The organism is Streptomyces iconiensis (assembly GCF_028657195.3).
Lineage (GTDB): Bacteria > Actinomycetota > Actinomycetes > Streptomycetales > Streptomycetaceae > Streptomyces > Streptomyces iconiensis.
On record NZ_JANCPR020000019.1, the window covers coordinates 31,879 to 52,240 of the forward strand.

The window sequence follows — 20,362 nt, forward strand, 5'->3', positions numbered from 1 at the left end:
GGTCGCAGCTGTAGGAAAACGGGGCCCCGATCTCTGTAGGAGTCTCCGTGGGAGAACGGGGCCCCGCGTACGGGAACAGGACGGGCCACGAGAGGACGACCGTGGGTGCCCCGGGCGGTCAGTCGCCTTGGCCGGCCCGCTCGATCAGCTCGATGACCGGCCCGTGTGCCAAGCCGTCCAGGTACACGAAGCGGGCCCGGCCCGCGATGGCCCCGTCGAAGACGACATTCGGGTCCTCGCCCGCCTCGCGCAGCGCCGCGAGATGGCGGTCGACGCTTTCGACGGCGTAGGCGAGATGGTGGACACCTTCGCCGTTGGTCTCCAGGAACTCCGTGTAAGCGGCCGGTGAGCGGCTGGATCAGTTCGTCTCCGATGCTCCGGTGCCGATGAAGCCGAAGCGAGCCGAGCAGGAGACCTCCTGTCCGTGGAACCGGGCCTCGGCGAAGTGGAGATCCATGATCCGCTCGGTCTTGACGGCCCACCGTCGCTCGTAGTCCGCTGCGGCACTGTCGAGGTCCGCCACGACGATGCCGACGTGGAAGAGGGGAGGAAGGGCGGGGGACATGGCAATCTCCTGTACTCGGGGCGAGGCTGCGCACCAGACTGCCCGACCACGATCGCAAGTGGCCCAACGGGGGTCGGCAGACGGGGACAGGGGCGGAGGCGTCGGCCGCGGGCGGCTGACACACCGCAGGGCGGCGAGGTCACCGGTGATGAGGACACTTGAGCCTTGGTGCTTGCGGACCCGGGCCGTCACGTCAGATGGCACAGCGCTTCCGCATTGCCGAAGGCGATCTTGCAGCGGTCCGCAGGGTCGGGGATGGCGTCGAAGAACTCGCGGACTGCTGCCGCGTCGGGCCGGTGGAAGGGGTAGTCGGTGGAGAACAGCACCTGATCGGCGCTGGTGAAGTCGAGCGTGTGGCGCAGCAGGCGTTCTTGGAGCATTCCGCTGCTGGTGATGTGGATATTGGTGGTGAGGTAGTCCGAGACCCGGCGTTCGAGGTGCTTGGCGATGCCCGAGAGGCTGTCGACCCGGTCCATCCAGAACAGCAGCATCTCGCCCCAGTGACCGAGCACGAGTTGGAGGTCGGGGTGGCGGTCGAAGGTGCCACTCAGGATCAGTCGTAGCGCCGCGAGGCCCGCGTCCATGTGCCAGCCCCAGCCGAAGGTCGCCAGGCCGAGGTCGACCTGGGGGCCCAGGCCCCGGTAGGCGGCATCGCGCAGCCGGTTGGACGGGATCTGCGGATGGATGAAGATCGGCTGGTTGAGGCGGGCCGCGGTGGCGAACAGGTCGTCGTAGGCGGCGTCGTCCAGTGGGCGGTCGCCGGCCCGCCCGTGCACCATCGCGCCGACGTGCCCCAGGCGGGTGGCGCACCGTTCGAGTTCCGTGGCTGCCGCCTGGGGGTCGCCGGTGGGCAGGGTCGCGAATGCCCGGAGCCGGGTGGGGTGCGCGGCGACCGCGTCGGTGGCCTCGTCGTTGGCGTCGCGAGCCAGGACGACGGCTTCGCGGGAGGGGAGGGCCTGGGTGGCGGGGGTGACGACCGACAGGACGGACAGGTCGATGCCGGCGGTGTCCATGGCCTCGATCCGGCCCGGTCCGATGTCTTCGAGCCGGGCTTGGTTGTCGCCCATGGTGTTGAAGGCGACGCTTTCGTCCCGCTCGGTGCCCTGAAGCAGGTCGAGCGCGTCGCGGATGGCGACGCTGTTCCAGTGTTCCTCGATAGCGATGATCTTCATGTTCCCGTTCTCCGGCTCGTCTCGTCAGGCGTAGGGACTGGTGGTGTCACCGAGCAAGAGGTCTCGTCGTCTGCCGGTCGGTCGGCCGGGCAGCGCATCGGCCTCCTCGGGCGGGACCAGGTCGACACTTTCAGGGTGAGGCGGTCGCCGGTGGCGGCCAGGCGGTACGGCTCGGTCTCACTCGTGCCGCGGACCGTGGCGGTCACCTGCCGGCCCTCTCCAGGTGTGCGGCGACCAGGCGCAGGTCGGGTCGGCCCGGGCACGGCCGCATGAGCCAACTGTCGTTTGACAGGCAATGTACGAAGCAGGCAAGTGACTGTCAAACGATAACTATCTGGCGACAGGCAAGTTATCCTGGTGGGGTGGACGAGAAGCAGACCTCACAGCTCTTCGAGCTCGCTGACCTGATCCTGGCGGTGGGCCGCCATATCCACGCGTCCAAGGAAACGGCAGCCGAGTCCGGGACTCCCCTGGAAGGAGCCGTGATGCGGTTCATAGACCGCCACCCGGGCACGACTCCCGGCGCGGCTGCCGAGGCCACCCAACTGATCTCCAGCAACTTCAGCAGGGCACTACGAGGGCTGGAGAAGAACGGGCTGGTACGGCGGGACGTGGACGAACACGACGCGCGCCGCGTACGCCTCTACCCCACCGACAAGGCGCAGGAGAACCTGCGGCGGCTGCGGGAGACCTGGTCGCGTCTGCTCGACGGGACCGTCACCGATGCCGATGAGATCGCCATGGTGATTTCGACCCTTCAGCGCATCGAGACCCAGCTCGCCCAGAACCGCCCGGACCGCGCCGACCACCAGGACCGCCCGGACCAACTCCGGTAAGACCGGCGGCGGGTACACGCACTGCTGGACCGCTTCGCGGCGTTCCGCCAGGGGCGGTCACACCCGGCACCACCCGCGCGGACGCCCGTACTCTCCTCGTCGCCCACCGCGCCCATGCGCCAACTCCTCCGGCGCTGCGTAGGCTTCGGCGCCCTTCCGCCGCGCGGCCGAGCACGATGCGGCGCATCCCTCCGCTGCCTCACGCCGTCGTTTCGGTTCGGTGACGGGCGGGACGGGCTTGGCGAGGGGCCGGTACGTTGCACCGGCATGAGATCCCGTATCGCCGTGGTCGGCAGCGGCCCCGCCGGCCTTGCCTTCGCCCGCGTTCTGCAGCGTCATGGTCACCCTGTCACCGTCCTCGAACGTGATCCCGCACGCGACGCCCGCCCCCCGGGCGGCACGCTGGACCTGCACGAAGGGCTGGGCCAACTGGCGCTGGAGAAGGCGGGGCTGCTGGCCGAGTTCCAGACGCTGTCCCGTCCCGAGGGGCAGGCCATGCGCATCCTGGACACGGACGGGGCCGTCCTCCGCGACTGGCAGCCCCGCCCGGGAGACCGGGCCAACCCCGAGATCGACCGCGGGCAACTCCGTGACCTGTTGCTCGGGCCGCTGGACGTGCGGTGGGGGCGGGACGTGACGGAGGTGGTGCCGGGGAGCCGGGATGGCGTGCTGGTCCATTTCGCGGACGGGCGGCAGGAGACGTTCGACCTCGTGGTCGGCGCGGACGGTGCCTGGTCGCGGGTACGCGCGGCGGTCTCGTCCGTGACGCCGCAGTACACCGGCGTCACCCTGGTCGAGACCTCCCTGGACGATGTCGACATCCGCCACCCCGGCCTCGCCCGGCTGGTCGGCGACGGTTCCGTGGCTGTGTACGGCGTGAACCGCGCGCTCGTCGCCCAGCGCAACAGCGGCGGCCACGTCAAGGTGTACGCCCAGTTCCGCGCGCCTCTGGACCGGCATACGAACCCCGGCCGGCGGCGGGGCCCGAACCAGCACGCTAGCCAGGACCCGGCCGGCGCCGAGGCCCATGTCGAGGCCGACGCCGACGCCGAAGCCGTGCGATCGCGCCTGCTGGCTCTGTTCGACGGCTGGGCCGCTCCCGTCCTCGACCTCCTCCGCCACGGCACCGCTTTCGCCCACCGCCCCCTCTACACCCTTCCCGTGTCCCACACCTGGGCCCACGTCTCCGGAGTGACCCTGCTGGGCGACGCCGCCCACCTGATGCCCCCGTTGGGAGTGGGCGCGAACCTCGCGATGCTGGAAGGCGCCGAACTCGCCGAGTCCATCGCCGCCGCCCCCGGCCCTGGAGATCTGGACGAGGCCGTCCGCGCCTTCGAGGAACAGATGTGGGCACGGGCCGGCAGGTGGGCGAGCATCACGACCGCCGGTCTGGAACGCCTCGTGAGCCCGGACCCCACTGAAGCCCTCGCCCTCTTCGACGAGGTCCAGCCTTCCTGACTGCCAGGCACGGGAGCAGGGCCTGGCAGGGCTGTGGTTCTTTGCGCCCGGTGGTCGTCCGGGAGCTGGACGCGACGGGCGGGCCGCACCGGTCGGTGAACCGGTCTTCGCACACAGGGCTGTTGCGTTCTCCGCGGACTCGGGTGGCAGGCGATTCCGCCTTCACCGTGTCGCGTCAGCCCGCTTCGGGCCCGTTGTCGTACCAGTAGGCGCCCTGCACGGAGCCGCGGCCCTTGGGTGCGCCCTCGCCGCCGATCCACCAGGTCTCCATGCTGCGGGGAATCCGCGACACGGCGGCCACACCGCCGAAGGCGGCGCCGCTGCCGAAGGCGGAGTGCTGGTAGACGGTCCACTTCCCGCCCTCGTACCAATGCGCGCCCTTCACCTCACGCTGGGGACCGACCCACCAGATCTCCATGCTGCCCGGGATCCGGGACACCGCGGCGATCCCGGTTCCCGGGGACGCCCCGGCGTTCGGTGCGATGCCGTAGCGGGCCCACTGGGCGCCCTCGTACCAGTACGCGCCGTCCACCGACGCGACGGCGCTGCCGGTGTCAGCGATCCACCACACCTCCATGGTGCCGGGCGCGCGTGAGACCGCAGCCATGCCGCCGTTGACCGAGGCGCTGCGGGCCGGGGCGATCTGGTAGCGGGACCACGGGCTGCCCTCGTACCAATGAGCGCCCTCCACCGACCCGTTGGCACCGATCCACCACAACTCGATACTGCCGGGAATCCGCGAGACGGCGGCCACTCCGCCCCGTACAGCGGCGCTGCCGTTGGGCGCGATCTGATAGCGCGTCCACTGGCCGCCCTCGTACCAATGGGCTCCTTCCACGGACCCGTTGGCGCCGATCCACCACAGTTCCAGGTGGCCGGGGACCCGTGACACAGCGGCGAGGTTGCCTTCGCTGTTCACGCTGCCGTTGGGCGCGATCTGGTAGCGGGACCACGGGCTGCCCTCGTACCAGTAGGCGCCCTCCACCGACCCGTTGGCGCCGATCCACCACAACTCGATGCTGCCGGGAATCCGCGAGACGGCGGCCATTCCGCCGCTGCCGGAGGCGCTGCCATTGGGCGCGATCTGCTGGCGCGTCCACTGGCCGCCTTCGTACCAGTAGGCGCCTTCGACCGATTGGTTGATGCCGGTCCACCAGATTTCCATGCTGGTGGGGATCCGGGACACCGCGGTGATGCCACGGGTGTCAGTTGCGCTGCGTTCTGGCGCAATGTTGTATTCATGCCACGATGCGCACATCTGGAGCTCCTTTCAACTTTTGCACCGGAAAGTAGCAACGGGGAAACGGGAGGGGACCGGCGCACAATCGTGCGCCGGAGGCACGATCGCCCGCCCCGGCGCGCGCAGTTCCATGGTCAGGGCCTTTTGCGCTGGCATTCCCCCGACGCCGACCGCACGGAGGTGTTCCGGCGGGCGGGTCCGGCAGCGAGGCGATCAGGCTCAGCGGGGTGTTCCGGCTGACCGGCGCGGCGAAGGCCCCCGTCATCCGGGCGCCTGCCCCGGCCCGCGAGCGTGAGACCGGCCGAAACCAGCGTCGACCGCATCCGTTCGGTCCGCCGACCGAACCGACGGGTGAGCCCGGGCACCTGCTCGGCGAACGTCTTGCGCGTACAGGCGGCGACCTCCGCACAGACGGACCGAGGCCGCTCAAACACCAGCACTACTGCCTTGCCTGCCGCTGGCAGATCACAAGGAAACCGCAGGTAGAAGCCGCTCGTTCGTTCTGACCCGCAACCGGACCCGCTGCCCGGCAGGTGACCTGCCGGGCAGCGGGTCAGGGCTCCGCCCCTGACGACCATGTCGGTCACCTCGGCCGACTCCACAGACCCGCCTTGCACCGCGGGGAGCAGCAACTCTGCGAACTGCGGCCGTACTTCGCATCGTTCACGCCGCAGCCCGGCCGATCACACCGCCTCCCGGCCTGGCGAATTCCGCCCTGGCGAATTACGGGCTGGCGAATTGCGGGCTGTCTCAGCCGCCCTCACGAGCAGATCGACAGCCGCACCGCGTACCCGACCACAGGAAGTGGGCCAGAGCCCCGGCTCGGCTACAGAGCCCAGGTTCGATTACAGAGCCAGGTTCGGTTGCAGAGCCAGGTTCGGTTGCAGAGCCAGGTTCGGTTGCAGAGCCAGGGTGTGCGCCACTGTGCGCACGCGGTGTCGCGGGGCGGGCACGTACACAGAAGCCTGGAGGAATCCGTGGCGAGTAGGGCGGGTCTGCGGATACTCCGCGCGCCGTCCGGCTACCGGGCACGCACACCCGAGACCGACTTCCCATGGTCGGCGAGCCCTTCGGGTGACCGCTCGCCGCGGGCCAGGTGAGGGCGAGAGAGAGGGCGTTGGGCGCGCGTGCCGGTGGTGGGGTGCTGCGTAAGGAGCTGGTCTTCGTAGGTGTGGTGGTGGCGGGTGGTGCGGCGGTGGTGGAGGAGTGCGGCGGCGCGGTCGGGGTCTCCGGCGTCGATGAGGGCGCGGGCGAGGGTGTCTTGGATGATCTCCCGCTCTACGCGTACTCCGCCGATGCGCTCGATCTGGTGGTCCAGCCCTGACAGCAGGTCCACCGCGGGGCCCGGCCGCCCGGCGCTGAGGTGGGCGAGGGCGTGGGCGACGGGGGCGAGGACATCGCGGTAGTCGCTTCTCTCGTCTGCCCCGGCCCGGCGGGCGAGGGTGGTGAGGGCGTCGGTGTCGGCTGCGACGGCGAGGGCCAGTGCGAGTTGGAAGGTGTGGAAGACCTCCGCCCAGCCGCCCGGTTCGGCCATCAGCCGGTGCAGGTCGGCGGTGTCGGTCGTGCGGGCGGGTGTGTGACCGGCAAGCAGCAGCCGCCAGTTGGCCGCCGCCCGCATCCCGACGTCCCCCTCCCGCAGCTCCGCATCAGCGCGGCGGCGGGCGCCCTCCACATCGCCACTGGCCAGGTCCTGCAAGGCGGCGTGCCATTGCAGGTGGGGGCGCTGGATCGCCTGTGGGTCGCCGTCGAGCCAGGTGTCGATGAAGCGGGTGCAGCCCGGCCCGGTTCCCTGGTGGTGTTCGGCGTGGGCGCGTGCGTGGGCGGCGGGCCCGGAGCGCGGGTTCACGCGCAGCGCGTGCTCGGCGAGGTACCAGGCGTCCTCGATCCGGCCCTGCTCCACCCGGGCGGCTGCCGCACAGCTCGCCCACGCCCATGATTCAGGCCCGGCAAGCCGGTACTGCTCCTCGATCAGCTGCTCGCCGCGCTTGCGGTGGTCCACCGATCCGCACTGGTCGAAAGCGCCCAGCATGGTCGCGGCGAGGACATCCGCCGGGTACTGGGCGAAGTGCGCCACCAAGTGTTCGGCGGTGCGTCGGTGTGCCTGGTGCGTGAAGAGCCAGGCCGCGTGGACGAGTGACTGTTCCCGGACAGCACCGGCCGCCTTCGCATCCGCGTGGGCACGCACGAGTTCCGCGCGCAGCACCCCGTCGCTCAGGTGGTGGTGCCGGGAGAGGACCCACAGCATCCGGGCCACCGGAGAGTCCGGCTCCGCCGACCGCCACGTTTCCAAAGCGGGCAGGGCGCGCCCTGACATCGCCAGCCACTCGCCCACCGCTGGGTGCTCCGCCAGCCGGTCGTCCGGGAACGTCACCGTCATACGGCTCTCCTCCCTAGGACCAGAACACCCGGCACGGGGAGCCAAGAGCGCAGCTGCCGCCGGAGTTGCCGTGCGGGGCACGCTCCAGATCCATCGGCAACTCCTGCGCGGCAAGCCCGTCGGGCACGCCACGCTCACGATCCATCGCCCGACCCGAAGCGGCCTCGCCGCGCGCCATCGGCTCCTCGCCCGGGAGCGGGGCCGGCTTCTGTGAACCAGTCATGACCTCCTCCTTCCTGAAGACCGCGCCGCCAGCTCACGAGCAGGCAACGCAGCCGGATCCGGACCACAGGCGAGTAGCCACCCCACGAGGGCAAGACACCCGGCCCGCGGGATCTCGCCCGAATGAACCACCGGGGTTGCACGCCGGCCCAAGGCCCCCTCCCCCGGCCCATCACGCCAGGCCACAGCCGCAGAGGCACCCGGGCCGCGGCACCGACGCTGGCGATTCCGGCCTACGCCACCGCGCTGGACCGGCAGCGCGGCCAGGCCCTCGCGTAGCGAAGAGCAGACGCCGGCCGAACTTGCCGAGGGAGGGAGTGGTGATCTGGCGGGCTGCACCAGCGGGCCGAGCAGCGGCTGGGCAGGCCGGTGTGGCTGGTGGGGACGACCACTGAGTTCTACGTTCCCGCGTACTGGGCCTGGACCCCGCCCGCGCCCGGCCGACCAGGGCGGCGGTCGGCGGCGATGCGGTGGGGGATCTGGCGCGAGGAGAGCCGGCGCCGCGGGTGGGGACAGTCATAGCCCTTGTCGCCGTGGAGTTTCGTGGGGCATCGGCGCCTCGGGTCGCGACGGGAGCGGACGGGCGGGATACCGCGCACCGGCGGGATGAGGGCATGGTGAACCGCCGGAACGCAACCACTCCTCAAGGGGCCGAAATCCGGCGGCGGTTGGTTCCGTGCACAGCCCGAGGGTGCGGCCACAAAGATGATCGCGGCCGGCACCTCCCTGTCCCGTACCGCCACCGGCCGCCGCCCTGCGGGCACTCGGGAGCCGGCGGAACCACCCGCTCGGACGACTCCCCCAGGTCATCCGGCGCCATCCGCTCAACAAGCGAAGCGGTCACCGATCCGGACTGCCGCGAGATCACACCGAACGAAACGTGTCAGTGGTCCTGGGGCTGCTGGCGGCCACGCCGGACGATGTCGGCACCGATACCTGAAGCGATCAGCGATGCGACCGCGCCTTGCGCGTGCGCGAAGCGTTGGCCGCGACCCCAGTACGGGTCGTTGCGGCCGGCCAGGAGCCGGAGCTCGTCGGTGGTAAGAGCGAAACCGGCGCCCATCGGCAGGCTCAGCAGGCGCTCCAGCCGTCCGGAGTGTGCGAGCAAGGCGGTAACACCCACGGCGAATCCGATGGCCATGCCCGGGAGGAAATGGTGCACGCGCGTGGCACCGCTGCTGCGAAGCTCCAGCACCCACCGGACCAGGCTTCGCGTCCTGGGCAGCGCCCGGCGTCGTTCACGCACGTAGTTGAGGGTCCGGGATGTCGCGATGGTGACGGCGAAGCTCGCGGACATACCGAACAGGACCTGCTCAGGTCCCGGTGTGCTGTTGTACCCGCCGATGACGCCACGCGCCGCTCCGGCCACCGGAGCGCGCCGCCTTCGCCCCTCCGTCGGCGGCTCCTCCGGTTCCTCCCGCCACGGGCCAGGGCCCCCGCTGCTCGTCTGCGACATGCCGCTCCTCCTCGGCTACTGGTATGGCCGTCTCCCGCCACAGAACCCGACTTCCCTTCTCGCCGGAATGCATCCCCAGCGACCGTCCCCGGTCGCGCGACGGACCACTGTGAACGGACGATCAGCCGTCGAACCTGTCCGGCGCAGCCCACCCCTGGACGCCGGCTCCAGCGCGCCCCCTTGGCGGCCCGACGTGGTCGTCCACCGCGGCTACGGCAAGAACCGCACCAAGACCCAGGGCGCGAACACAACAGGGCTGGCTGAGCAGGTCGCGGAGGATGTCTGGGCGCTTATCCGCGGGGAACAACTGGCGCTGGTCGCCACGGGCGCGGGAGCAACTGGCTCTGCAGACCCGGCTGTTCGATGGCCGCATCGGCAACGGGCCCGGTCCACGCGCGGCCTCGGAGTCCTGGCTCATACACCGGCCGCCGCACAGCAGGTGCGTCAGGGGCTGCGCATACCTTGCTGTGCCGGAGGGGTGCCGGCCTGTCGTGCCGGGCCGGTGATGTCGTCAGTCCCTCGCGGTGCGGCGGGCGTAGGCGCGGGCGGCACGGGCGCGGTCGCCGCAGCGGGTGGAGCACCACTGGCGGCGGCCGTGCTTGAGCAGGAAGCGGTTGCAGGGCGGCGAGGCGCAGGCGGTGAGGCGGGCGGCATCGGGGGCGGTGAGCAGGTCGGCGGCGTCGGCGGCCATGGCCGCGAGGGCATGTTCGACGATCGCGGTGGTGGGGTGGGGTGTGGCGCGGTAGGGGCCGGTCCTCTCGTCCCACACCAGGAGGGATGCGGTGGGGACGCGGGTCATCGCGTCATTGATCGCCGTGACGGAGGCGGGCAGGGCGGGCTGCCCGGCGACGCGGGAGGCCAGCAGCGATCTGACCTGTTCGCGCAACGAGCGCAGCTGTGTCGCGCACACCTCCGCCAGGCCGGCGTCGGCCGGGGCGAGGTCGCGCTGTACCAGCCACTGCTCGGCCTGCGCCGGGGTACCCAGGAGGTCGGCCGTGTGCCCGCCGGGCAGTGCGACGGCGCTGTTGGCCAGGGCCAGGGCGGGGTGCTCATCCTCGCCCGGTGCCGACGGCAGGGCGGCTTCTTCCGTCACGAACTCTTCCATACTTCTCATGGTACGGGTTGCATCCATCCGTGAGGTACGCATACAGTCGACTCACGGTTAACACACAACCTATCCGTGAGGAACTTCTTTCGTGTCTTCCCCGACCCTCCAGACCGCCCCGTTCCCTGTTCGCGTCTTCGGCGGCCCGACTGCCCTCTTCGAGTACGGCGGCCTGCGCTTTCTCACCGACCCGACCTTCGACGGTCCCGGCGACCACGAGGCACCGGCCGCCGTGCTGACCAAGACGGCGGCGGCTGACGGCAGCCCGGACGATCTCGGCCGCGTCGACGTGGTCCTGCTTTCCCACGACGAGCACGCCGACAACCTCGACACCTCCGGCCGGGCCCTGCTCGCCGACGTCCCGCTGACGCTCACCACCCCCGGCGCCGGGGAGCGTCTCGGCGAGGCGGCCACCGGCCTCACCGACTGGCAGTCGGTCGAGCTCCAGCGCCGGGACGGCGGGCCCGGCACGGTCACCGTGACCGGCGTGCCCGCCATCCACGGCCCCGGCCCGCGCGAGGAGGTCGAGCCGATCACCGGCCAGGTCGTCGGCTTCGTCCTGACCGGCGAGGGCCTGCCCACCGTCTACGTCAGCGGCGACAACGCCTCCCTCGACGCGGTCAGGGACATCGCCGAGCGCTTCGCCCCGGTCGACACGGCCCTCCTCTTCGCCGGAGCGCCCCGCTTCACCGAAGTCTTCGACAACGAGGTGATCGTCCTGGACAGCGCCCAGGCCGCACAGGCCGCGAAGATCCTCGACGCCGGCCGCGTCGTCCCCGTCCACTACGACAGCTGGGCCCACTTCACCGAGGGCCGCGACGAGCTCGTCGCCGCCTTCGCCGCCGCCGACCTCACCGACCGCGTCGACTTCGGCGTCCGCAGCTGACCCCACGCGCGCAGGGCACGTGGACCGGACGCGGCAGGACGCCGGCCGACAGCGACCCGCCGCGGCTGTCGGCCGGCGCCCGGCCCCTCCCCCACCTCCCGCACCTCCCGCACCTCCCGCACCACCGAAGGACCGCACGACCATGACCGACCCGATCCGCGGCACCCGCCATGGCTGCGCCCCCGCCCCGCTGTCCGTACTGGACTCCGCCATGACCGGCACCGGCCAGAGCGCCGCGGAGGCGCTGTCCGCCACATCGAACTCGCCCGGCTCGCCGACCGGCGCGGCTTCACCCGCTACTGGATGAACGAGCACCACGCCATGCCCGGCGTCTCCACCTCCAGCCCGCCCGTCCTGCTGGCCCGGCTCACCGCGGAGACCAGCAGGTTGCGGCTCGGCGCAGGCGGGATCATGCTGCCCAACCATCCGCCGCTGGTCGTCGCCGAACAGTTCGGCATGCTGGACGCCCTCGCCCCCGGCCGCATCGACCTGGGCCTGGGCCGCGCCCCGGGCACCGATCACGCCACGGCCGACGCCCTGCGCCGCGGCGCGAGCGGCGCCGAGGACTTCCCCCAGCAGGTGGCCGAGCTGCTGCACTTCCTCGGCGACGACTTCCCGGCCGAGCACCCCTACTCCGACCGCGTGTACGCCGTGCCCGGGCCCGCCCAGGACCGGCTCAACGGCGTCATCCCGCCCACCGGCCGCCTGCCGGTGTGGCTGCTCGGCTCGTCCGGCTACTCGGCGCAGCTCGCCGCCCGGCTCGGCCTGCCGTTCGCCTTCGCCGCGCACTTCAACCCGCGCGATGCCGTGGCCGCCCTGCGTGTGTACCGCGAACGGTTCACTCCGTCCGAGGCCCTGGCCGAGCCGTACGCGCTGGTCAGCTTCACCGTCGCCGCATCCGACGACGAGGGTGAGGCCCGGCGCCAAGCCGGCACCCTCGCGCACGCCATGCTCCGCATGTTCCAGCGCAAGTCCTACCTGATGCCGTCCCCCGAGGAAGTGGACACCTACACCTACGACGCCCAGGAACGCCAGGCCGTCGACAGCTGGCTGAACCACGTCCCGCATGGCACCCCCGAGCAGGTCACCGCCCACCTGAACCAGGTCCAGCGGGACTCCGGAGCCGACGAGCTCATGATCGGCAGCGTCGGCCACTCCGTCCAGGCCCGGCTGCGTTCCACCGAGCTGATCGCCGACGCCTACGGCATGCCCGACAGCCCGCTCTGACGCGAGGCGGGCGGCGGCCCCCCGGCCGCCAGCCACCCACGCCTCCACGTCGCCCGCTTCCCGTCGGCCTGCTGTGATGACCCCATCCCCCTCACCAGCACGTCCGGCCCTCCCGGGCTGTCCAACAACGTACGGAGACGACATGAGCGGTACATGGCTTCCGCCCGAGCAGTACATCGCCACCCTTCCCAAGGCCACCGTCTACGGATGTTTCTTCGTCACTGACCAGGACGATCGCCCGATCCAGTTGCGCGCCGCCCACAACCCGGCGGTGTGGCAGTGGCCCGGCGGCAACCTGGACGACCCGGACGAGACGCCGTGGGGCTGCGCGGTCCGCGAGTGCATGGAGGAGACCGGTCTGCGCATCGCGGATACGCCGCGGCTGCTGGCCGTGCACTTCCTGCCTCCCCTGGGCGACTGGACCACCCACAAGATCGGCTTCGTCTTCGACGGCGGGCAGCTCGACCACGACCAGATCGACCGCATCGTCCTGGACCCGGACGAGCACACCGAGGTCGCCGTCCGGCCGCTGGAGGAGTGGCGCACGGAGATGGGCGCCTTCTCCTTCCGCCGGCTCGCCGCGGTCGCCGAGGCCCGCCGCAGCGGATCGGTCTGCTACCTGGAGCAGTCGCCTACGTCCTGACCTTCGCCCTGCACAGTGGTCGTCGCCGGGCGGTTGCCGCCGGGCGGTTGCCGCACCGTCCGTTCACCATGTCGGACCGGTTCTCGGAGCGCTGCCCGGTCATCCGTCCAAGGACACGTTCGGAGACGGCGAGTTCGTCCCGCTCGGCCCGCGCTTCCGTAAGCCGTTCGGCCAGCTGTTCTTCGAGTTCGTCCAGTTCCGCGCGACGCACGGTGATCCGTTCCGGCGGCTCGGGATCCAGCATGCGGCGGATCGTAGAAGGTCGCCGTACCGCAGCGAGCAAGAACCGGACCATCGAGTCCCTCCCTCGAAGGGGAGGGACCGTGGTCATGCCGTCAGGCGGGTGCCGCGGCGCCAGATGGCGCGGGTGTTGAGGGTGTCGCTGATGTCGCTGGTCGGGTCGCCGTCGATCAGCAGGAGGTCGGCGCGGAGGCCCTCGGCGATGCGGCCCCGGTCGCTGAGGTGGAAGCGGCGGGCCGTGCTCGCCGTGGCCGCGCGCAGAGCCCGTGCGGGTGCGAGGCCGGCCGCCACCAGGTGTTGCAGTTCGTGGTGCAGGCTCGCCCCGTGTGCCAGACCCCCGAAGAACGTCTCGGGCATGGAGACGTCGGTGCCGGCCAGCACGTCGACACCGGCGGCGTCCAGCGCGCGCACGGTGTCGTACACGTCGTGGAGCTTTCCCTGCGGGTAGCGGTTGTAGCTGGAGCGCAGGGTCCGGTCCCAGTCGGCGTCGAGGCGTGCGGCGACCCGGGGGTCGTCGGCAAGTTCGCTGCCGGTGATCCCCATCATCGAGGCGTTGAGCGTGATGCAGGGGATGACGAACATGCCCGCTTCCTTGATCACGCTGATGATCTCGGCGGTGTGCGGCTGGTCCATGAACACGTGGGTGACGCCGTCGATGCCGGCTTCGGCGGCTGTCCTGGTGGCCTCCACGGTCAGCGCATGGGCCACGGTCAGTGCGCCGTACTTCCTGGCTTCGGCGACACCGGCGTGCACGGTGGCCCCGTCGAGCGCGGGCAGCCCGGGGTGTCCCTCCACGCTGCCGTCGTCGATCATGAACTTGATGAAGTCGGAGCCCCGGGCGAGGAGTTGCGGCACGAAGGCGGCGGCCTCCTCGGGTGTGGTGGAGAACGGCATCAGGGGCATCACCGGGGGAAGGTCCCACTTGGGCCGGAACCCTTCGGGCATCAGCTCGCTCGGGTGGCCACCGGGCGGTGTGATGGCGAAGCCGGAGGAGCGCACGTCAGCCTGTGTGTCGTCGTCGGTGACGGCCCCCCGGTTCTCCCGGGTGTTCATCCCCTGCATCTCCAGTTCGGTCGTCACCCCGAACCGCAGAGCGAGCGCCAGGGAGCCCGGGGCGGAGTGGACGTGGGCGTCGATGAGTCCCGGCAGCAGTGTGGCGCCGCTGCCGTCGACGATCTCGCTGCCCTCGGGAGCGTCGCCACCGACGCGGACGATCCTGCCGCCGTCGATGACCACGGTCCGCACGCCGACCGCCTTCTCCCCGTCGAAAATCTGCGCGTTGGTAATCGCGGTGAGCGCCATGGCGGCCCGCCTCATTTCCTAGCTCGTTCAAGATTTACATACCCGATGCTATGTAGTTATTGAAAGGTATGCAAATGTGCCGGCCGGGCCTAGACTCGGCACATGAGCAGCACGTCCTCCTCCGAGCAGCCCTCCGACGACCCGGCGCTGGATCAGATCGGCCCGGCGCTGTCCCGTCTGCGGCGACGCACACCGGCATCGGGCAAGGACCTCTCCCGCAACCTCGTGCTCAACGTCATCGCCGACGCGCCGGGCGAGACGACCGTCGGCGGGCTTGCCACAGAGATGGGCGTCGCGCAGCCGGTGGCCAGCCGGACCGTCGCCGCCTGCATAGCGGACGGGCTGCTGCGGCGGGCGGCATCCCAGTCCGACGGACGCCGCACCGTGCTCGAACTCACCGAGAACGGCGAGGCCGAACGCAACCGCTTCGCCGCCGAACAGCGAAGAGCGTTCCTGGAGATCACCGTCGCCTGGTCACCGGAGGAACGGGCCCTGTTCGCACGGCTCCTGACTCGATACGGAACCGACGCCACCGCCTGGTCCAGGAAACAGACCACAAGCCGCGAGGGAACGAGCGCCCCGAGTCCGAGTCACGGCCAGGAGCCCAGGCATCGAGCGCGCTGACGGTCGATCTGCTGTTCCGGCACTCGCCCGTGGACCGGGTGAGAGTCCTGGGAACCGACCGCACCACCCCTATGACCTCTGATTCAAGTCGGCGGAGGCTCGGTGCTGTGCCGTGCGCGTGAGCCGAACGACTCGCCTTGACGGCCACTGACGTTCACGCCAACGACGGCTCGGCGGCAGCGCGGGCGAGGCCGCGTCCGCCGGCCGACCGGGTTCTGTGCGCCTTGTTCTCGCGCGCCCGGTCGCCCGGCCGGTCGCAACCCGGCGCTTATGCGCCGATCTCGTTGTCGGCGACCCAGTTGCCGTGGAACCCGAAGGGCACGCGTCGCGGCAGACGGACGCGTGCCACGGGAGCTGCCGTGACGTCGGCGGCGTCGAGCACGACCAGTTCGCTGCGATCGGTGTTGCCGTCGTGGACGACCGACAGAATCCAGCCGTCGTCCTCGGCTTCGGCGCCGGGCCGTGCCACGAACGTCGGCTCCTGGGTCACGCGCCCTGTTCCGAAGTGATGTGTGGACGCCTCTCCGGTCGTGGTGTCGAACTTGACCAGCGGGCCGGGTTCGAAGCTGCCGCCGAGGTCACGGTTCACGTCGTCGGAGAGGCGCAGGCTGTCGGGACCGGTTGCGCCGAACCAGCCGTAGCGGTGGGAGCGCCCGGCCCGTTGCGGGTTGATCCGCGGCCATTCGACACTGCGGTCGGAGATGATCTGCTCGGAGACGGTCCCCCGGTCCGGGGCGATGGTCCAACGGGCCAGCGCGGGCAGCCCGTCGGCGGGGCCGCGGAAGCTGTCGCGGAAGACCGTGTCGTAGCGGACGACATCCATGACGATCGAGCCGTCCGGGGCGTCGTACGCGTTGAGCACGTGGAACACATAGCAACGCGGCGCGTCGAACCACGTCATCTGATCCGCCGTGCCGCCACGCGGCAGCACTCCCACCCGCGAGGGGTGCTCCTCGTTCCAGCGCATCGGGAGCGCGTCGCCGTTCTCGGGTGCTCCCGCCTCCAGTCGGCCGACGGCGTCCATCGACAGGGTCACCGGCAGGTCGAGCACCACGACCCGGGTGGCGGTCATCGCCATGTCGTGAACCATCGGCACCCCGGAGACAGGCAGTTCGGCGGTGTGCGTCGCCTTCCCCGTGGCGTCCAGGACGACGTAGCGCAGGTGGTCGGCGCCGGGCCTGATCAGGTAGTTGATGGCATGCATCTCGCCGGTCACCGGATCGATCTTCGGGTGGGCGGTGAAGCCGTCCTGCAATGCTCCGCCGACGTCCCAGGTCGACATCCGGTTCAGGTCGGGGGCGATCGAAACCGGTGCCCCGCCTCCCTCGACGAGGGCGAGGAGCCGGCCGCCCTGGGCGAGGATGTTGGTGTTGGGCGAGTCCTCGGGAACGTCACCGTGGACGAAGCGGTTGCGGTACCACTCGGCACGCCCGTCGCGCAGACGGATTCCGTGCACCATGCCCCGGCCGACGAACCAGTGATGGCCGCTGCCGGTTTCGTCGGACCCCGTCGGGTTGGGGCCGATCCGCAGGTAGCGGCCGTTCAGCTCGGAGGGCAGCGTCCCGGTCAACGGCAGGTCGTCGACGCTCACCTCGTCGGAGACGGGGGCGAAGTTGCCCTCCAGGTAGGGATTACGGATCGAGGTGGTCATCGATGTCTCCGATCGTGAGGACTGAAGGTGCAGCCTGTACTGTTTGGATACTCCAATCCCGGAGTCGGACGTGCAATGCCGGGATTCAGACCATCCGGATCGGGGCAAGGGATGCCAACGTTCTCCGCCAGCGCCTACGTCGTGCTCGGTCTCCTCGAACAGTCGGGTTCCGCGACGCCGTACGCGCTCGACCGCGAGATCCAGCAGAGCATCGGACACTTCTGGGCCTTCCCGCGGTCCCAGATCTACGCGGAGGCCGCCCGGCTCGTACGGCACGGTCTCGTCCTGGAGGAGCGGGAGGCCACCGGGCGCCGACGCAGGACGCTGTCGCTCACCCCGGCCGGGAGGGACCTGCTCGCCAAGTGGCTCACCGGCCCGGCCGATCACCCCACGGAGATCCACGACGAGGGCCTGCTGCGGCTCTTCTTCCAGCAGGACGGCTCGTCCGGCGCCGCGCAGATACAACGCCTCGCCGCGCAGCAACTCCAGGAGCACCGCCGCAAGCTCGCCGAGTACGAGAGGATCCTCGCATCGGCCCCCGCCCTGGACGAGCCCGAACCGGACTCTCCTGGGCCGGGCCTGAGGTTCCAGGCCCCGCAGGCCGCTGCCCTGGCCTACGGTCTGCGTTTCGAGCAGACGGCCATCGCCTTCTGGACGGAGATCGCCGAGCACGGCGCCGACGTGGCGGACCCACGCACTCCGGCGGCCGAGACGGTGAGCAACCAGTGAGCGGGCGCTCGGTGTTCGTGCGAAGCCGCGCGATCAAGCCCGACACGGTCTGTTCAGGTGCTCAGTGGCGGTACGCGGCTGTCGCGTTCTCGGTGAACGAGCGGAGCAACGGGTTGGTGTCACCCTCGTTCCACACCGCCACCACTCGGCTTGGCGCCATGTCGATCAGCGGCACCACGGCCAGCTCTGCCGGCAGGTCGTGTCCGAGCGGGGCCAGGCCGATCGTGCCGTTCCACAGCACCGCCTGCAGGCATTCCTGGACGACGCGCACCACTGGGCCCTCACGCGGCTCGCCGCCGTTCCAGTACGACTGCCAGAACGGGTCGGTTCCCTGCGGGAACTGGAACCAGTGACGGTCGCTCAGGTCGGCCAGCCGCAGCCGGTCGCGGCGGGCCAACGGATCGTCGGCGCGCAGGACCACGCCCACCGGATCGGCACGCAGCTCACGCACCGTCAGGGCGGTCTCATCGAACGGCGCCCGCGTCAGGGCGACATCGACCAGGCCGGCGCGCAGCCCGCAGGTCGGGTCGGTCAGATCGGTGTCCCGGATACGGATGTCGATGCCGGGGTGGCGTCGACGGTAAGCGGCGGCCAGCCTGGCCGCTCCCGGGTCAGTGCTGTCGCCCAGGATGCCGACGGTGATCGTCGCGACGCCGGCTGCCGCCGTCACGCGTACGAGGACGCGGTCGGCCTGGTCGAGCAGGGCCCGCGCCTCGTCGAGCAGCACCGCGCCCACAGCGGTGAGCGTGACACCCACAGGCGAGCGGGCGAACAGCAACGCACCGACCTCGGCCTCCAGTTGCCTGATCGCCCGGCTCAGCGGCGGCTGGCTCATGTGCAGTCGAGTGGCGGCCCGGCCGAAGTGGAGTTCCTCAGCGACCGCCACGAAGTAACGCAGGGTACGTAGCTCCACGCTGCGACGATACCCGGACGGCATCGGCGTCACGGAAGCGGTCTTGGACAGTCACCAGGCCCGGGCGGTGCACTCGGGACATGAGCGAAGAAGCGAAGACCAGCACCGCACCGCAGGCCGACCCCGCCGTGTCGGTGGTCGGTCCCGACGACGGGGAAACGATCGCCATAGGTACCACGCGCATGCGCGTCCTCGAAGACGGCAGCCATACCGGGCACCGCCTCGCAATCGCCGAATCCGTCCTCGCCCCGCACACCCCCGGACCGCCGCAGCACCGCCACGCCCTGCACGACGAGGGCTTCTACATCGTCTCCGGCACGGTGCGGTTCACCGTCGGGGACCAGGTCCACGACGCCACCGCGGGCGCGCTCGTGATGGTCCCGCCCGGCGCCCCACACACCTTCGCCAACGTCACCGGCCAACCCGCCGTCATGCTCAGCACGTTCACCCCCGACCTGTATGTGCAGTACTTCCGAGACCTCCAGGACATCACCGCCGGCGGCCAGCCGCTGACGCCACAGGCCGGCGCCCACGCGATGAGCCGCTACGCGACCGAGCCCGCAACCGACCTCGCCTGAAGCCGGCGGGACGTTCGCCGGCCACACCCCGCTCGCGCCCACGCTGCTCCCGCTCAAGGCCCCGGGTCTCAGAGCTGTCCCGTGGCGGCAAAGATCGGTGTTGGCGGGGTCACCGATGTGCTCCGCCCTTCCGTATCGAGGATGTGCCCGCCCCGTTTGTACGTCCGGAGGCAGATGTACCGGTCGGCGATGGCGGCGGAAGGGAGTTCGCGGACCAGTGCGGCTTCGAACGGGGCGATCTCCGCGGTACTGCGGAACCACATGGTCAGCAGCAGGTTCGAAGGACCGGTGATCGCCTCGACGACCCGGCACTGTGCGAGGCTGCCGAGCACCTCACCGGCATGGTTCATCTCGTCGGACGGCACTCTGAGCATGAAGGTGGTGGGGACGACCGGCCCGAAGACGGTGTTCGCGCCCTCGCAGCGCAGCGCGATCCGGCCAGAGGCGATCAGCTTCTCGACGCGGCGCCTGGCCGTGGGGCCAGTGGTCCCGCACTGGCCGGCCAAGTCCGCCCAGGGCCTGCGTCCGTCGTACGAGAGGGCCTCCAGCAGGGTGCGGTCGAGATCGTCGGGGGCGGAGCCAGGCCGGCGGGGTGCCGCTGCCGCAGGGCGCGTCAGCCGGGTGGACTGCTCCAGGTCCAGCGCCTGCACCTGCCACCGCGATCCCTCCCGATAGGTTGTCAGCCCGATCAGCGTGGTCACGCAGGCGATGCCCTCGATGGTTTCGATCCGCTCGCTCAGCAGCCGTTCCAGGCTGTCGAGGTCTGGGGCGAAGGCGTCGACCAAAAAGTCCGCCGCGCCGGATGTCGCCGACATCGAGACCACCGCCGGCTCGGCGACGAGTGCGTCAGCGACGCCCCGTTTGGCGTGCGGGCGGCAGCTGACGACCAGGAATGCCGCGCATCCGTACCGCAGAAAGGCTTGGCCCGGTCCGACCGCGACCCAGGCGGCGCCGCTTTCGGACAGCGCCTCCCACCTTCTGGCCAGGGTCTTCGGCGTGTGGCGCAACGGCCCGGCCAACTCCGCCCAATCGGCACGGGGGTTGAGCTGGAGGGCGTTGACGAGCGCGATATCGAGTTCAGAGCCGGTCCCGTTGTTCATATCGGGCAGTCTGGACCCTCTCTGTGTTGCGTATGTGA

The 20,362-nt window shown here is 70.7% G+C and carries 22 protein-coding genes and 1 pseudogene; 10 read left to right on the forward strand and 13 right to left on the reverse strand.

All coding sequences use genetic code 11. The annotated features are described in order from the left end of the window. Positions 1-163 precede the first annotated feature (163 nt). Positions 164-349: a hypothetical protein gene (locus tag NMN56_RS19885; RefSeq protein ID WP_280842881.1), complete on the forward strand. Its 186-nt coding sequence runs from the start codon at positions 164-166 to the stop codon at positions 347-349. A gap of 9 nt (positions 350-358) precedes the next feature. Here NMN56_RS19885 and NMN56_RS19890 read toward each other — a convergent pair whose 3' ends face one another. Continuing rightward, the gene (locus NMN56_RS19890; protein WP_274045931.1) at positions 359-565 is read right to left on the reverse strand and encodes a VOC family protein; all 207 of its coding nucleotides are present in this window, start codon (positions 563-565) and stop codon (positions 359-361) included. 188 nt (positions 566-753) lie between these two features. Then, positions 754-1,737, reverse strand: coding sequence for an amidohydrolase family protein (locus NMN56_RS19895; protein ID WP_274045930.1), 984 nt, complete (start codon positions 1,735-1,737; stop codon positions 754-756). Between the two features lie 362 nt (positions 1,738-2,099). Here NMN56_RS19895 and NMN56_RS19900 point away from each other — a divergent pair, with 362 nt between their 5' ends. Further along, positions 2,100-2,573, forward strand: a complete 474-nt coding sequence (locus NMN56_RS19900) for a MarR family winged helix-turn-helix transcriptional regulator (protein WP_274045929.1) — start codon at positions 2,100-2,102, stop codon at positions 2,571-2,573. Between the two features lie 267 nt (positions 2,574-2,840). Next, the gene (locus tag NMN56_RS19905; RefSeq protein WP_274045928.1) at positions 2,841-4,031 is read left to right on the forward strand and encodes an FAD-dependent oxidoreductase; all 1,191 of its coding nucleotides are present in this window, start codon (positions 2,841-2,843) and stop codon (positions 4,029-4,031) included. A 175-nt stretch (positions 4,032-4,206) separates the two neighbouring features. Here the strand turns inward: NMN56_RS19905 and NMN56_RS19910 are convergent, their stop codons facing one another. From NMN56_RS19910 to NMN56_RS19935, 6 genes and pseudogenes are all read right to left on the reverse strand, one after another. Further along, a complete protein-coding gene (locus NMN56_RS19910) occupies positions 4,207-5,217 on the reverse strand; it encodes a hypothetical protein (RefSeq protein WP_280842880.1) in 1,011 nt (336 codons plus the stop codon). Between the two features lie 1,075 nt (positions 5,218-6,292). Then, positions 6,293-7,648, reverse strand: coding sequence for a tetratricopeptide repeat protein (locus tag NMN56_RS19915; RefSeq protein ID WP_274045926.1), 1,356 nt, complete (start codon positions 7,646-7,648; stop codon positions 6,293-6,295). A 13-nt stretch (positions 7,649-7,661) separates the two neighbouring features. Next, positions 7,662-7,871, reverse strand: a complete 210-nt coding sequence (locus tag NMN56_RS19920) for a hypothetical protein (RefSeq protein ID WP_274045925.1) — start codon at positions 7,869-7,871, stop codon at positions 7,662-7,664. A 460-nt stretch (positions 7,872-8,331) separates the two neighbouring features. Continuing rightward, a pseudogene (locus tag NMN56_RS43265) lies at positions 8,332-8,714 on the reverse strand (IS5/IS1182 family transposase); the annotation flags it as partial. Between the two features lie 39 nt (positions 8,715-8,753). Then, positions 8,754-9,326 carry a hypothetical protein gene (locus NMN56_RS19930; protein ID WP_274045924.1) on the reverse strand — a complete coding sequence of 191 codons (573 nt, stop codon included), beginning with the start codon at positions 9,324-9,326 and terminating at the stop codon, positions 8,754-8,756. A 511-nt stretch (positions 9,327-9,837) separates the two neighbouring features. Further along, positions 9,838-10,431 (reverse strand): CGNR zinc finger domain-containing protein, encoded by a 594-nt coding sequence (locus NMN56_RS19935; protein WP_274045923.1) that lies wholly within the window; start codon positions 10,429-10,431, stop codon positions 9,838-9,840. Positions 10,432-10,522: 91 nt separating this feature from the next. Between NMN56_RS19935 and NMN56_RS19940 the strand changes: the two genes are divergently transcribed. From NMN56_RS19940 to NMN56_RS19950, 4 genes are all read left to right on the forward strand, one after another. Next, positions 10,523-11,317, forward strand: coding sequence for an MBL fold metallo-hydrolase (locus tag NMN56_RS19940; protein WP_274045922.1), 795 nt, complete (start codon positions 10,523-10,525; stop codon positions 11,315-11,317). Positions 11,318-11,459: 142 nt separating this feature from the next. Further along, a complete protein-coding gene (locus NMN56_RS43030; RefSeq protein ID WP_347178623.1) occupies positions 11,460-11,624 on the forward strand; it encodes a hypothetical protein in 165 nt (54 codons plus the stop codon). Next, positions 11,621-12,544, forward strand: coding sequence for an LLM class flavin-dependent oxidoreductase (locus tag NMN56_RS19945; protein WP_347178624.1), 924 nt, complete (start codon positions 11,621-11,623; stop codon positions 12,542-12,544). The genes NMN56_RS43030 and NMN56_RS19945 overlap by 4 nt, the downstream gene beginning before the upstream one ends. Positions 12,545-12,686: 142 nt before the next feature. After that, the gene (locus NMN56_RS19950) at positions 12,687-13,187 is read left to right on the forward strand and encodes an NUDIX domain-containing protein (RefSeq protein WP_274045921.1); all 501 of its coding nucleotides are present in this window, start codon (positions 12,687-12,689) and stop codon (positions 13,185-13,187) included. Here NMN56_RS19950 and NMN56_RS19955 read toward each other — a convergent pair. Continuing rightward, positions 13,177-13,431: a hypothetical protein gene (locus NMN56_RS19955; RefSeq protein WP_274045920.1), complete on the reverse strand. Its 255-nt coding sequence runs from the start codon at positions 13,429-13,431 to the stop codon at positions 13,177-13,179. The two genes, NMN56_RS19950 and NMN56_RS19955, sit on opposite strands and share 11 nt — an antisense overlap. A gap of 83 nt (positions 13,432-13,514) precedes the next feature. Continuing rightward, entirely contained in the window at positions 13,515-14,729 is a 1,215-nt protein-coding gene (locus tag NMN56_RS19960; protein ID WP_274045919.1) for an amidohydrolase family protein, read from the reverse strand. A 102-nt stretch (positions 14,730-14,831) separates the two neighbouring features. Between NMN56_RS19960 and NMN56_RS19965 the strand changes: the two genes are divergently transcribed. After that, positions 14,832-15,353: a MarR family winged helix-turn-helix transcriptional regulator gene (locus tag NMN56_RS19965; protein ID WP_274045918.1), complete on the forward strand. Its 522-nt coding sequence runs from the start codon at positions 14,832-14,834 to the stop codon at positions 15,351-15,353. 268 nt (positions 15,354-15,621) lie between these two features. Here the strand turns inward: NMN56_RS19965 and NMN56_RS19970 are convergent, their stop codons facing one another. Then, positions 15,622-17,004 (reverse strand): carotenoid oxygenase family protein, encoded by a 1,383-nt coding sequence (locus NMN56_RS19970; RefSeq protein WP_274045917.1) that lies wholly within the window; start codon positions 17,002-17,004, stop codon positions 15,622-15,624. A gap of 111 nt (positions 17,005-17,115) precedes the next feature. Between NMN56_RS19970 and NMN56_RS19975 the strand changes: the two genes are divergently transcribed. After that, positions 17,116-17,733: a PadR family transcriptional regulator gene (locus tag NMN56_RS19975; protein WP_274045916.1), complete on the forward strand. Its 618-nt coding sequence runs from the start codon at positions 17,116-17,118 to the stop codon at positions 17,731-17,733. Positions 17,734-17,794: 61 nt separating this feature from the next. Here NMN56_RS19975 and NMN56_RS19980 read toward each other — a convergent pair whose 3' ends face one another. After that, the gene (locus NMN56_RS19980) at positions 17,795-18,670 is read right to left on the reverse strand and encodes a LysR family transcriptional regulator (RefSeq protein WP_274045959.1); all 876 of its coding nucleotides are present in this window, start codon (positions 18,668-18,670) and stop codon (positions 17,795-17,797) included. A 56-nt stretch (positions 18,671-18,726) separates the two neighbouring features. On the opposite strand from NMN56_RS19980, the gene NMN56_RS19985 reads away from it, so the two are divergent. Continuing rightward, positions 18,727-19,224, forward strand: a complete 498-nt coding sequence (locus NMN56_RS19985; protein ID WP_274045915.1) for a cupin domain-containing protein — start codon at positions 18,727-18,729, stop codon at positions 19,222-19,224. Between the two features lie 68 nt (positions 19,225-19,292). On the opposite strand, the gene NMN56_RS19990 is transcribed toward NMN56_RS19985, so the two are convergent. Beyond that, the gene (locus NMN56_RS19990; protein WP_274045914.1) at positions 19,293-20,324 is read right to left on the reverse strand and encodes an Lrp/AsnC family transcriptional regulator; all 1,032 of its coding nucleotides are present in this window, start codon (positions 20,322-20,324) and stop codon (positions 19,293-19,295) included. Positions 20,325-20,362 lie beyond the last annotated feature (38 nt).